General features: G+C 34.7%; 13 protein-coding genes. 4 read left to right on the forward strand and 9 right to left on the reverse strand.

Going from position 1 to position 12,618, the window contains the following annotated elements; all coding sequences use genetic code 11:
• Window positions 1–176: 176 nt before the first annotated feature.
• From ACAM30_RS17615 to rpsA, 3 genes are all read left to right on the forward strand, one after another.
• Window positions 177–599 (forward strand): MgtC/SapB family protein, encoded by a 423-nt coding sequence (locus ACAM30_RS17615; protein ID WP_369615881.1) that lies wholly within the window; start codon window positions 177–179, stop codon window positions 597–599.
• 344 nt (window positions 600–943) lie between these two features.
• Window positions 944–1,615 carry a hypothetical protein gene (locus ACAM30_RS17620; protein WP_369615882.1) on the forward strand — a complete coding sequence of 224 codons (672 nt, stop codon included), beginning with the start codon at window positions 944–946 and terminating at the stop codon, window positions 1,613–1,615.
• Between the two features lie 378 nt (window positions 1,616–1,993).
• Complete coding sequence (gene rpsA, locus ACAM30_RS17625; protein ID WP_369615883.1) at window positions 1,994–3,772, forward strand: 30S ribosomal protein S1; 1,779 nt, start codon at window positions 1,994–1,996, stop codon at window positions 3,770–3,772.
• Window positions 3,773–3,880: 108 nt separating this feature from the next.
• Here the strand turns inward: rpsA and ACAM30_RS17630 are convergent, their stop codons facing one another.
• On the reverse strand, window positions 3,881–4,408 hold the full coding sequence (locus ACAM30_RS17630; RefSeq protein WP_369615884.1) for an ExbD/TolR family protein: 528 nt from the start codon (window positions 4,406–4,408) through the stop codon (window positions 3,881–3,883).
• 28 nt (window positions 4,409–4,436) lie between these two features.
• Window positions 4,437–4,964 carry an ExbD/TolR family protein gene (locus ACAM30_RS17635; protein WP_369615885.1) on the reverse strand — a complete coding sequence of 176 codons (528 nt, stop codon included), beginning with the start codon at window positions 4,962–4,964 and terminating at the stop codon, window positions 4,437–4,439.
• A gap of 212 nt (window positions 4,965–5,176) precedes the next feature.
• On the opposite strand from ACAM30_RS17635, the gene ACAM30_RS17640 reads away from it, so the two are divergent.
• The gene (locus tag ACAM30_RS17640) at window positions 5,177–5,731 is read left to right on the forward strand and encodes a fasciclin domain-containing protein (RefSeq protein ID WP_369615886.1); all 555 of its coding nucleotides are present in this window, start codon (window positions 5,177–5,179) and stop codon (window positions 5,729–5,731) included.
• Between the two features lie 89 nt (window positions 5,732–5,820).
• Here ACAM30_RS17640 and ACAM30_RS17645 read toward each other — a convergent pair whose 3' ends face one another.
• The 7 genes from ACAM30_RS17645 to ACAM30_RS17675 all read right to left on the reverse strand — a co-directional run bounded on the left by ACAM30_RS17645 (window position 5,821) and on the right by ACAM30_RS17675 (window position 12,601).
• Window positions 5,821–6,666 (reverse strand): DMT family transporter, encoded by an 846-nt coding sequence (locus tag ACAM30_RS17645; protein WP_369615887.1) that lies wholly within the window; start codon window positions 6,664–6,666, stop codon window positions 5,821–5,823.
• A gap of 87 nt (window positions 6,667–6,753) precedes the next feature.
• On the reverse strand, window positions 6,754–6,894 hold the full coding sequence (locus tag ACAM30_RS17650; RefSeq protein WP_017498601.1) for a hypothetical protein: 141 nt from the start codon (window positions 6,892–6,894) through the stop codon (window positions 6,754–6,756).
• Between the two features lie 105 nt (window positions 6,895–6,999).
• The gene (locus tag ACAM30_RS17655; protein ID WP_369615888.1) at window positions 7,000–8,808 is read right to left on the reverse strand and encodes a M56 family metallopeptidase; all 1,809 of its coding nucleotides are present in this window, start codon (window positions 8,806–8,808) and stop codon (window positions 7,000–7,002) included.
• Between the two features lie 19 nt (window positions 8,809–8,827).
• A complete protein-coding gene (locus tag ACAM30_RS17660) occupies window positions 8,828–9,184 on the reverse strand; it encodes a BlaI/MecI/CopY family transcriptional regulator (protein WP_369615889.1) in 357 nt (118 codons plus the stop codon).
• Window positions 9,185–9,194: 10 nt separating this feature from the next.
• Complete coding sequence (locus ACAM30_RS17665) at window positions 9,195–10,787, reverse strand: M56 family metallopeptidase (RefSeq protein WP_369615890.1); 1,593 nt, start codon at window positions 10,785–10,787, stop codon at window positions 9,195–9,197.
• 6 nt (window positions 10,788–10,793) lie between these two features.
• The gene (locus ACAM30_RS17670; protein ID WP_017498597.1) at window positions 10,794–11,162 is read right to left on the reverse strand and encodes a BlaI/MecI/CopY family transcriptional regulator; all 369 of its coding nucleotides are present in this window, start codon (window positions 11,160–11,162) and stop codon (window positions 10,794–10,796) included.
• A gap of 221 nt (window positions 11,163–11,383) precedes the next feature.
• Entirely contained in the window at window positions 11,384–12,601 is a 1,218-nt protein-coding gene (locus ACAM30_RS17675; RefSeq protein ID WP_369615891.1) for an MDR family MFS transporter, read from the reverse strand.
• Window positions 12,602–12,618 lie beyond the last annotated feature (17 nt).

The following is a 12,618-nucleotide window of genomic DNA, read 5'->3' on the forward strand; positions in this document are numbered from 1 at the left end:
CTTTTTTGTGAAGTACAAAGAGATTTATTTTTTAATGATACAGATAAAAAATGATTGTATTTAATTTCTTAAATTTATTCTATTAAATAGTTTATAGAAAAGAGTAAACAGAAAAAATCAGCTAAATCTGCGTGAAAATCTAAATCCAACGGTATTTAATTTAAAAAACAATAACTTTGAGTACAACAGAATTCCTAACCCGACTTATAATCGCACTTTTCGCCGGACTAATTATTGGTTTCGAAAGACAGTGGCACCACAAAGAAACCGGTTTAAAAACCAATATGCTTGTAGCAACTGGAGCAGCCGCATTTGTTTTATTGTCGATTAAAGTAGCTGCAACAGCACCCAATATTGACGTAACCCGTATTACAGCTCAGGTCGTTATGGGAGTTGGCTTTTTAGGTGCCGGAGTTATATTTAGAGAAGGAACCAATGTACATGGTCTTAATTCTGCTGCTACCATATGGTGCAGTGCTGCTATTGGCTGTATTGCCGCGTCAGGCTATTTTATCGAAGCCATGATTTGTACATTCTTAGTTACAATTGTCAACACAGTTCTTGAACCAATCGAAAAATGGCTTCGAAATCGAAAATAGATACTGCTGTGTAAAATGTGAGATGTACCAGATCGTAATATCTCATGATAATTTTCGCAAACTTCGTGATTAAAAACAGCATATCAGATAGCTTACAGTTTATAGTTTTCAGTCTCAGTTTACAGTTTAGAGGTCGCAGTGTTTGCACATCCTACGTTTCACCGTAAACGCAACTTAATTCTACAGTATACACATTCCAGAATTCTCACATTTCACACAACTCAAAACCACTTATTCCAAATAAAGTACTATTTGTTACATCATTACTGCTGCTTGTTAAATATGGGTAATTAGCAGTAAATGAGTGTATTAAATTTGCTCCTGAATTTAAAGATGGAGTAAATATGAGAAAGATAATTTTGAGTATTATGTGGTTAGTTCCTGCGGTAGTAATGTGTCAGACAGGCACTCAAAAACATCAGACAAACACTCATAAAGAATTGTCAAATGTATCATCACGTTTAGATCTAATTTGTAAAAGTAAAGAAATAATGATACCACGAACAACATTAAAAAGCAGATTTGACAAGTCTACCGTTGTAGATAGAGACACTAAATTTATTTTGGTCTTTAATACAGCAAAAAACACACAAGTTTTACCGGGTTATTATTATTGGTACGAGAATAAATGGAACAATCTGAAGAACCTGACGGAAGAAGACGGTTTACCTAAGAATAATGGAAAAGCAGGAGATCTCTTTTTTGACTATTCTACAAAAGATGTGTATTTTTTTAATGGATCGATGTGGCTTTCAATGACAACAAGTGATGACACTTTTTACGAGGCAATATTTGAAAACAAAAGTGGTGTTTTAAAGTATAAGAACAGTGTAGGGGAAAAGATTGTAATTAATCTACCTGAGTTAGTGCCCAACTTTAATTATCCAAAAACAATTTCATTGAATGCAGGGAAAGAAACCCTTAATTATATCGACAACAACGGAAGATTTACCGTTTTAAAACTTGATATTTTACTGGCCAAAAGCCGAAACACCAATGTAACCTCGACATTTTAAGAGAAGCCAATTCATATTGTTTAAACAATTATATAATACCCTACAGGTTTTTAAAACCTGTAGGGTATATTTTTTTATAAGTGAGCAGTATTTGTATATGTGTGAGTTGTGAGTTGTGAAATGTTAGAGGTTAGAGGTTAGAGGTAAACTGTAAACTGTAAACTGTAAACTGTGAGGTAGTAACCACCAACCATCAACCATTAACAATCAACATCTAATACACTTTTGTTTTGCTATTACAAATAAATGTATTAATTTTGCAGTCCTTTTGGCAAAGAAGAGTTTCCTTTAGGTATCAACTATTTATGTAAAACAACTTCTGTATTTTCTACTGCTTTATGAAACTCGAGAGAAACAGAATACAAATTTTTTATCAGCATGTCTGAACAATTAAAATCACAAGAAGAGTTTTTAGCAAATTTTAACTGGCATAATTTCCAAGAAGGAATTGATGCAGTTGATGAGAAAAACTTATTAGAGTTTGAAGAACTAGTATCAAAAACTTTCATTGCTACAGATCAGGAAGAAGTAGTAGAAGGAGTTGTTGTTAGAATTACAGATAGAGACGTTATCGTTGATATCAATGCTAAATCTGAAGGTGTTATTTCTTTAAACGAATTCCGTTACAACCCAAACTTAAAAGTAGGTGACAAAGTAGAAGTATTAATCGACATCCGTGAGGATAAAACAGGTCAGTTAGTATTATCTCACAGAAAAGCACGTACTATCAAATCTTGGGATAGAGTTATTGCAGCTAATGAAACTGGAGAAATCGTTAACGGTTTTGTTAAATGCAGAACTAAAGGAGGTATGATCGTTGACGTATTCGGTATCGAGGCGTTCTTACCAGGATCTCAAATTGACGTTAAGCCAATTAGAGACTACGATGTATATGTAAACAAAATGATGGAATTCAAAGTGGTAAAAATCAACCACGAATTCAAAAACGTTGTTGTATCTCATAAAGCACTTATCGAGGCTGATATCGAAGTACAGAAAAAAGAAATCATCGGTCAATTACAAAAAGGACAAGTATTAGAAGGTGTTGTTAAAAACATTACTTCTTATGGTGTGTTCATTGACTTAGGTGGTGTTGACGGATTAATTCACATTACTGACCTTTCTTGGAGCAGAATCAACCACCCAAGTGAAGTTCTTGAATTAGACCAAAAATTAAACGTTGTAATCCTTGATTTCGATGATGAGAAAACAAGAATTCAATTAGGATTGAAACAATTAAACGCTCACCCATGGGATGCTTTAGATGCTAATTTAACAATTGGTGATAAAGTAAAAGGTAAAGTAGTTGTAATCGCTGATTACGGTGCTTTCATCGAAGTTGCTGAAGGTGTTGAAGGTTTAATCCACGTTTCTGAAATGTCATGGTCTACTCACTTACGTTCTGCTCAGGACTTCGTGAAAGTTGGAGATGTTGTTGAAGCAGTTATCTTAACTTTAGACAGAGACGATCGTAAGATGTCATTAGGTATCAAACAATTGACTCAGGATCCATGGACTGACATTACTTCTAAATACCCAGTAGGTTCTAAACATACAGGTATCGTTAGAAACTTTACAAACTTTGGTATTTTCGTAGAATTAGAAGAAGGAATTGATGGATTAATCTACATTTCTGACCTTTCTTGGACTAAGAAAATCAAACACCCATCTGAATTTGTAAATGTTGGTGAAAAACTTGATGTAGTGGTATTAGAATTAGATGTTGAAGGACGTAAATTATCTTTAGGTCACAAACAAACTACTGCTAATCCTTGGGATCAATACGAAGATTCTTTCGCTGTAGGAACTATCCACAATGGTGAAATTTCTGAAATCGTTGACAAAGGAGCTACTGTAGAATTCGGAGATGATATCGTTGCTTTCATTCCAACTCGTCACCTTGAAAAAGAAGACGGAAAGAAATTGAAAAAAGGTGATACTGCTGATTTCAAAGTAATCGAATTCAACAAAGAATTCAAAAGAGTAGTTGCTTCTCACACTGCTATCTTCCGTGAAGAAGAAGAGAAAAACGTGAAAGCTGCTGCTGAAAATACTTCATCTGCATCTACTACAAATGCACCAGCTGCAACTTTAGGAGATAACAATGATGTATTAGCTGCATTAAAAGCTAAAATGGAAAAAACGGAGAAAAAATAATTCTTAGTTTCCTCTAAATAGAAAGTCCCACAGCAATGTGGGACTTTTTTTTTCACAGGTTTGTCAGTTCGAGCGGAGTCGAGAACTTTTGTAGGGAGAACTTGCAATCTATTTTGAAGCCAGTAATTTAGCTTCTTCGGGGGTAAATTCATTTACAATCGAATAGGTTTCAATTTTAGCAATTGCCATTTCATCCAGAATATCAACAAGATTTTTAAAATTACTTTTCTTGCTGGGTTTTATAATCACAATTGCACCGTTTTTAGGTTTTCCAATCGCGGTCGAATATTCTGTAATTCTTTTGTTTGTTTCAAAAATTTCTTTTCTAATTCCGGTTTCTCCATATACGCTACTTTTTGAATTTTCAAGAGGAGAGAACAATAATCCTGAATATGTAACAATTTTGTCATTATCATCTAATAAGATTGTATAAATACGATTGGAATCGATACAACCAATAGGACCGCAGGTGATATCCCCATTATCAGGTAAATCTAAACCAATACTTTTTGGCTTAGCTAATTCAATGGTTAGCATAAAAAATATAATCAGCAAAAATGAAACACTCACCATTGCAGTTAAATCGACTCTTGCATTTAACTTTTTACTTCTTACTTTTTTTGGCAGATTTTGCATAGATTTTAGTTTGAATTATAAAAACGAATTAATTAGAAGCTAGTAAATTTTCTTCCTCCGGAGTATAATAATCAACAATAGAATAGGAAGTTATGCCTATAATTTTCATTTCGTCTATTATATCAACCAAATTGCCATAACTGGATTTTTTGCTTGGTTTTATTATAACGGTAAGTCCGCGTCCGGGTTTCCCCAAAGCAGCTGAGTATTCCAGAACTGTTTTATTTCTTTCGAACAATTCTCTTCTGATTCCATTTTTACCATATTGCATCTCTTTTGGGGAAACAATGGGGGCAAATAGTAAACCTGTGTAAGCAATTATTTTGTTATTCTCGCCTAATATTATAGTCATTGATCTATTCTCTCCATAATGGCGAGGAGGACAGTCACAACAACCTCTGTCTCTGCCAGTATCATATAGAATAACTTTTGGTTTGGCTAATTCTATAGTTACCATAAAAAATATAATCAGCAAGAAAGAAACACTTACCATTGCCGTTAAATCGACTCTTGCATTTAATTTTTTACTTCTTACTTTTTTCGGCAGATTTTGCATAATAAATGTGTTTTGATTCTAAAGTTAGTAATTAAATTAACAAAATTCAGGATAAAGATTTAAAAATAATTAAAAGTATTTTTTTAACAATAAAGGCTTGTTTTGCAGTCAATTTTGAGTGTTTTTTGTTATTTCTTAATTTTTTTTGAAGAGGTATTAAAACCAAAACTAATATTACCGCGTAAATGAGCTTATAACCTAAAATATTAATTATGAAAACTAGAAATTTTTTAGCCGTAGCAATCCTGGTATTAGGATTTGGATTTTCATCATTTGCACAAAAAACCGTAATGGTTGGCGGAGCTGCAATGTATCCTACTAAAAATATTATTGAAAATGCCGTTAATTCAAAAGATCACACGACATTAGTAGCAGCTGTAAAAGCCGCCGGATTAGTGGAAACCCTTGAAGGAAAGGGACCGTTTACTGTTTTTGCCCCAACAAATGCAGCATTTGATAAATTACCAAAAGGAACTGTTGAATCATTATTAAAACCTGAAAATAAAAAATCGCTTCAAAACATCTTAACCTATCATGTGGCAGCGGGAAAATGGAATGCTGCTGATATTGCAAAAGCCATTAAAGAAGGTAAAGGAAAAGCGGTTATAAAAGCTGTTAACGGAGGAACTTTAACGGCTTGGATGAAAGGGAAAGATTTGTACATCAGTGACGAAAGTGGAAATAAGGCTAAAGTTACTATTGCAGATGTAAACCAGTCAAATGGTGTAATTCATGTAATTGACGCTGTTTTGTTGCCAAAAAAATAGACGAAAGTCTAAATCTCAAAATCCAAAATCCAAATCCCAGTTTACAAATTGGAATTTGGATTTTGGAGTTTAAAATTTTGAGATTTAACTTAACGTTTTGCGGTTAAAGTGGATCCTGCCGAAGCAATTACAACACATATAACGGCTAAAATTTCATAAATGTTTAAATGTTCCTGCAGGAAAATAAAAGCGCAGATAGCTGCCGCAGCAGGTTCTAAGCTCATTAGAATACTAAAAGTACGAGGAGGAAGCTGGCCCAGAGCTTTCATTTCGAGTGTAAATGGAATGGCACTGGATAGAAGCGCCAGAGCAACACCCATTCCGAAGAGTTTTGGAGTAAGATTTACTAATCCGTTTTCATAAATACCAAACGGTAGAATTAAAACGGCTCCGAAAAGCATTCCGGTAGCAACAGCTTCTCCGCCATGCATAATTTTAGAAACTTTTCCACCCAGAACGATATAGGCAGCCCATAAAGCACCTGCAAAAAGAGCGAATAAAACACCTATGGGATCGATTTTGTCATTGGACCAGGGAGCTATTAAAACTATTCCAATTGCTGCCAGTACTACCCAGCAGTAATCAAGCAAACGCTTCGAGCCGACAATGGCAACCAGTAACGGACCTATAAATTCAAGTGTCACTGCCAGACCAATCGGGATTCTTTCTATTGCACTATAAAAAACTAAATTCATAGCGCCAAGTGTCAAACCATATGGAAGAACAATTCTCCATTGTTTTGAAGTGATTGCTTTTAAATTAGGTCTGTAGGCTAAAAGTAATATAACAGCCGAAATTCCGATTCGCAAAGAAGCTGTTCCCGCAGCACCTATGGTTGGAAATAAACTTTTTGCAATGGCAGCCCCACACTGAACACTTACAATGGCTAAAAGCACCGCGTAAACAGGGGGGATATTGAATTCTTTATTTTTCATGGAAATGTAATGGAGAGAAAAACGGCAAATAGATAGCCGATAACCTAAGGCGGTTAGGTAGAGTTTTGAAGAGATTTTTTTAGAATACTATCCTAAAGCTCTTTTGGTCACATAAGCCCGGTAACCAATAACGGCCATCTGCCATTTCTTTGCTTTTGTAATGTCCAGGCCTTGTTTGGTAAAACTAGGCAACAGTATTTTGTTGATTTGGGCTAAAATTTTGTACATAACGGCTAAATTTTTTGCAAAGATATAAAAAAAAGACTTTGCGATCAGGCAAAGTCTTTTTAATTGATTTTTAAGTGTTTATAAGATTTTAGAATGTGATGTCGATTAAGATCTTCTGTTTCTTTTTTCCAGTTTTCGGGCTTCTTTCTCGTCCTGCTTCATTTCTTTTTCAAGCCTTTTCATATCAACTTCATATCTGCGCATATCCTGCTCGTACTGTTTCATATCTTGTTCGTACTGCTTCATATTGATGCCGTACTCTTTAGAATCTTTTCCGTATTTAACTTCTATGTTCTCGGCAAATTTTTCCATTTCTGCACTGAATTTGTCCATTGCAGCCTCATACTTTTGCATATCCTTCTCATAATTTGCATCTCTTTGCGACAAGAATTCATTCAATTGTTTTTCGTAGGCTGCGATACTTGGTTCGATAGATTTTAATTTCTTTTCATACTCGGCCATATCTTTCTTAAAATTAGCCATTTCAGCTTTACTGCCTGGATTCATTGGAGGCATTGGAGGCATTGGAACATTTAATGGAGGCATTGGTGGCATCGCCCCATTAGGAAATGAAGGTGGAGTTGGAGGGGTTGGGGGTGTAAGAGGATCGCCATCTGTATCATTGATATTTTCTCTTTCTGCAACCTGATTTCTGAAAATCCCTGGTCTGTTTGGGGCATCATCCGTTATTAATGCTACACTTTTGGAGCCATCATTTTGAGCTGAGATCACAATTCCACAGCCTTTAATGGGGTTATTGCTTTCGATGTGAATGGTTTGCGTTTTTCCATTCTGTTTTTTTACATCTACTTTAATAGCAGTCAGCTCATTCTCGCTGTTTCTTTTTACATCCGAGATAACAACATCAACATTGTGCTTTTGTTTTAAATCTTCGGTAATTTTTTTAAGCTCCTGATCTGTAGTGTTTTTTTGGATTTTAATAACATCAGTTGAGTCATTTTTTTTAGTGACCTCTTTCGATTCTTTAACTTTTCTGGCTTCTTTTTCTTGTGCGATTGTTTTAATTTGGAATAAAAAGATAAAAGCAGCTAGTGCCGGAATGATGGCATAATACTTCCAGTAATTCCATTTCTTTGATTGATTTTTGTTTAACATGACAATTCGTTTTTTGATTAATGATTGATAAAAATGATTGGTGATTGCAACACAGCTTTCGTGTGCTGTTATTTTTAAAAGCGTGTACTGATATGCTTTTTTGTCGGTTATTATTTTAGCTGCCTCACTGTCGGCAATAAATTCAAGGTTTTGAAGAATTGCTTTTTTGTACAGCCAGATAAAAGGATTGAACCAGAATAAGACGCAAAACACTCTGGAAATTAAAACGTCCATCGTATGATTCTGATCGCTGTGTACCTTTTCGTGTTCAATAATACTCTCTAATTCTGAAGCAGTATACATTGATGAGTTGTATACGATATAATCAAAATAAGAAAAAGGAGCAATGTTTTCGTTGATATCGACAAATTTGAAATCGGCCTGCTGCAGTACTTTTTTCCCTTTTAGAACAGAATTAAGACTATAAAAGTCAATCATGAATTTTATCACCAAAGCCAGAAACCCGATACCATAAACAGCCAGTATAACATAATTCCAATTGATTTCAAACGTATCTTCTTCTATAGCGGGAGAAAGATATGTTTTCGAATAATCCATTGCTGCCATTGTTGCTCTTGAGGCAGCCATTACAGGAGTCTGAACAACAGGAGTGGGTTCTATCCATACGATTTTGGTGTAAACTAAAAAAGGTAAAACAACGGAGGTGATTAATCCTGCCAGTAAAAACCATCTGCTGCTGTTAAAAAAGGTTTCTTTGCGCAATAAAAAATAATAAGCGCAATAGAACAATATTACCAGTCCGCTTGATTTTGCGATAAAAATGAAAAAGGCTTCCATAACTAACTATTTTTTTCTTTTAGGGAGTTTCGATCATGACTAAGATTTCTCGTAATTCTGCGGCCGAGATTTTTTCTTCTTTGGCAAAAAATGAAACCATACTTTTATAAGAGCTGTTAAAATAATTATCGATAGCAGTATGCATAAACCCTTTTCGATATTCTTCAATACTCACCAGAGGAAAGTATTGATGTGTATTTCCAAAAGCGCTATGACTTACATAGCCTTTTTCTTCCAGATTACGAACAATTGTAGACAGCGTGTTGTAATGTGGCTGATCTTCAGTGATCTCTGCCTGAATTTCTTTTACAAAAGCTTTTTGAAGCTTCCATAAAATGTGCATGATCTCCTCTTCTTTGTTGGTTAGCTTTTGCATTTTAAGCTTTTTATTGATGCGTTTCGATTTCGATCACACCGTTAGCCCCTTTTTCTCCATATTTTGTAGTTGCTTCACTTCCCGTAAACACACTCATTTTTTTAATATGTTTTGGTTTAAGGTCTTGAAGGTCGTAATTTGCAGGCATTTCAACTCCATCCACGATGGTAAGCTTAGGTCCTTTTCCGCTTCCTTTGCCTGAAGTCGAAATCATAATTTTACCATCATTATTTGTAGTGGACACGCTGGTTGTTCCATTATCATCTGTGATTACAGTAGTTGTGCTAGTATTTGTATAAGTATTGCCAGCAATTTTTTCATCAGTACCAGAATTAGTGTTAACATCTTTAGTTTGTTTAAGGATTACTTTTTTACTTTTTACTTTTTTGGATTCTTTGTGGCTTTCGGAATTATTTTCGTCAGCAGTCTGAATTCCCACTTTTTTGCTGCCATTGGTATCCGTTGTAACAATTAATCCAAAATCTTTAATAGCTTCATTTCCTGAAGTCTGAACAGATTGAGTTTGCTGTTTACCATTTCTAACATCAATTTTGATTGATATCAATTCGTTATCAGCATTTCTTTTGATCTCAGAAGCCTTAAATTCAATGTTATGAATTGATTTCAATTTTTCTTTGATTTCCTTTAATTCAGCATCTGTCGTATTCTTTTTGATTTTGTAAACATCTACTGATTCTGTTTTTCCTGAAATTACCTTTGCAGTCTGTTGTTTTTCTTTGGCAATTACTTCAATTTGAAATAATAATACAAATGCTGCAAGTGCCGGAACTATTGCTCCAAATTTCCAGGAATTTCTTTTCTTTGATTGATTTTTGTTTAACATAATGATTCGTTTTTTGATTAATGATTGATAAAAATGATTGGTAATGGCAACACAATTTTCATGTGTTGTAATTTTTAAAAGAGTGTATTGATATGCTTTCTTGTCGGAGATTTTTCGTGCAGCTTCACTATCGGCGATGAATTCCAGATTTTGAAGAATTGCTTTTTTATACAGCCACATAATAGGGTTGAACCAAAAGAGAACACAAAATACTCTGGACAGTAAAACATCTACCGTGTGATTTTGCTCGCTATGTACCTTTTCATGCTCGATAATACTTTCTAATTCCGAAGGCGTATACATTGATGAGTTGTACACGATATAATCAAAATAAGAGAAAGGAGCGATGTTTTCGTTGGTATCGATGAATTTAAAATCGGCTTGTTGTGTGACTTTTTTTCCTTTTAAAACGGTATTCAGACTATAAAAATCAAAAGCAAATTTTAGAAGCAGTCCCAAAAACACAATAATGTAAACAGAGAGCAGTACCAGATTCCAATTGATTAAGGAAGCATTATTTTCGATAAGCGGCGGTTGGTAAACAGTAGTATAATTCACATTGGCCATTGGAGTAGGGTTCACCCAAACCGTTTTTGAATATACCAAAAAGGGTAGTACTACTGAAGTAATCAAACCAGCCATTAAAAACCATCTGTTGCTGTTAAAGAAAGTTTCTTTGCGCAGTAAAAAATAGTAAGCACAATAAAACAATATTAATAAACCACCGGATTTTGCGATAAATAAGAAAAGTGCTTCCATAAACAATTATTTTTCTCCTTTTGGATTTTCGATCATGTCTAAAATTTCACGTAATTCTGCCGCCGAAATTTTCTCCTCTTTAGCAAAGAATGATACCATATTTTTATACGAGCTATTAAAGTAATTGTCAATTGCCGTATTCATGTACTTTTTACTGTAGGCTTCTAAAGTAATGATGGGATAATATTGATGCGTGTTTCCAAAAGCATTGTGAGCCACAAATCCCTTTTCTTCCAGATTACGCACTATAGTCGATAAGGTATTGTAGTGGGGTTGATCTTCTGTTATTTCTGCCTGAACTTCCTTTACGAAAGCTTTTTTAAGCCTCCATAAAATATGCATGATTTCCTCTTCTTTGTTCGTTAACTTTTGCATGTTTTCTAATTTTAATTCAAACCTACAACTATTTTTTTAGTTACACAACTATAAAAATAGTTATTTAACTAAAAATTAAGTTTGAATCTAAAATACAGGTGCGCAAAGTTGTATCAATTACAAATTTAAGTAATTGATTTTTAATGGTTTGAGTTTTGTAGAATAAACAAATCCGACAGGTTTTAAAAACCTGTCGGATTTAATATATAGGGAGTATGTCTTTAAGATATTTTCTCCTGAACCAATGCCTTTTTGATCCAAAGGCAGCATAGCGTGGCGAAAACTCCAATAGAAGACATAAAGAGCCAGTTGATTTGGTATCCGAATCGGGAGATGATCTCGAAACCTATTTTTGCACTTATAATATGAGCAAGACTGAAACTCATGGTATAAAGCGCCATATAACGGCCTTCCTGTCCGCGTGGTGCGCGACTTAAAGCAAAAGAATTCGAGAAAGGGAAGTTGAGTATCTCTCCAATCGAGAAAATAATCATACTAATCACCAGAATTCCAGCCCAGGTATTAATCAGTAATAAAAAGAAACTCAGGGTTATGATGCAGGCTCCAATGGTAATAATTTTAATTTTAGGAAACCCTTTCCTCTCCATAAAAGCAACAGTTGGCATTTCGAGAGAAAAAATAAGCAATCCGTTTAAAGTCATTAACAATCCTGTCTGAAATTCGCTTAAACCGAAATTTTCGTTATGATACAGCGGTAAAGTGGTAAAAAGCTGAAAGAATATGATAGCCGTCGCGAAACACACAAACAGGAAAACCCAAAAGATTCTGTCCTGAAAAACCGATTTTTGAATTTCAATATTTTCGATTTTATCTTCGTGTGCTGCTTTTTTCTTCTCTTTAACCAATAAGGCAAAAATCGAAATAGCAAGGATACATGACGCACCGTCTACCCAAAATAGGCCCGAATATCCGATACTCATAATGATTAAACCTCCTAATGCAGGACCTGCGGCAAATCCTAAATTAACGGCCAAACGCACCAAACTAAGGGCACGCGTTCGGTTTTCGGGTTTAGAATAGGCACCAAGTGAAACATACATTGCCGGGCGAAACATATCGGCAATGGTCATTAAGCAAAACATCGCGATGCAAAGTGCCCAGAAATGTGTTACATATTGAATAAGGAAAAGGGAAACTCCACTGGTAAACAAACTAAAAATCATGATTTTGTAAAACCCGATTTTGTCTGTTAATTTTCCGCCTAGCCACGAGCCTAACATCGATCCGAAACCAAAGGCCACCATAATCCATCCGACCTGATTATAGGTAAAATGTAAATCTTCTTTTAGATATTTGGATAAAAACGGAAGCACCATTGTTCCGGCACGATTGATAAAAGTAACAATAGCAAGAATCCAAATTTCTCTGGAAAAACCTCTAAAATTATTGATGTAGCGGCTAAAAGCGGTTTTAAGCATTATAAATAAGTTATTTG

Origin of the sequence: Flavobacterium sp. CFS9 (genome assembly GCF_041154745.1) — a bacterium.
Classification (GTDB): domain Bacteria; phylum Bacteroidota; class Bacteroidia; order Flavobacteriales; family Flavobacteriaceae; genus Flavobacterium.

Coding starts and splice junctions, on each gene's coding strand:
- ACAM30_RS17620 (WP_369615882.1), top strand. CDS start 944: ATGAGAAAGATAATTTTGAGTATTATGTGGTTAGTTCCTGCGGTAGTA.
- rpsA (WP_369615883.1), top strand. CDS start 1,994: ATGTCTGAACAATTAAAATCACAAGAAGAGTTTTTAGCAAATTTTAAC.
- ACAM30_RS17630 (WP_369615884.1), bottom strand. CDS start 4,408: ATGCAAAATCTGCCAAAAAAAGTAAGAAGTAAAAAGTTAAATGCAAGA.
- ACAM30_RS17635 (WP_369615885.1), bottom strand. CDS start 4,964: ATGCAAAATCTGCCGAAAAAAGTAAGAAGTAAAAAATTAAATGCAAGA.
- ACAM30_RS17640 (WP_369615886.1), top strand. CDS start 5,177: ATGAAAACTAGAAATTTTTTAGCCGTAGCAATCCTGGTATTAGGATTT.
- ACAM30_RS17645 (WP_369615887.1), bottom strand. CDS start 6,666: ATGAAAAATAAAGAATTCAATATCCCCCCTGTTTACGCGGTGCTTTTA.
- ACAM30_RS17650 (WP_017498601.1), bottom strand. CDS start 6,894: ATGTACAAAATTTTAGCCCAAATCAACAAAATACTGTTGCCTAGTTTT.
- ACAM30_RS17655 (WP_369615888.1), bottom strand. CDS start 8,808: ATGGAAGCCTTTTTCATTTTTATCGCAAAATCAAGCGGACTGGTAATA.
- ACAM30_RS17660 (WP_369615889.1), bottom strand. CDS start 9,184: ATGCAAAAGCTAACCAACAAAGAAGAGGAGATCATGCACATTTTATGG.
- ACAM30_RS17665 (WP_369615890.1), bottom strand. CDS start 10,787: ATGGAAGCACTTTTCTTATTTATCGCAAAATCCGGTGGTTTATTAATA.
- ACAM30_RS17670 (WP_017498597.1), bottom strand. CDS start 11,162: ATGCAAAAGTTAACGAACAAAGAAGAGGAAATCATGCATATTTTATGG.
- ACAM30_RS17675 (WP_369615891.1), bottom strand. CDS start 12,601: ATGCTTAAAACCGCTTTTAGCCGCTACATCAATAATTTTAGAGGTTTT.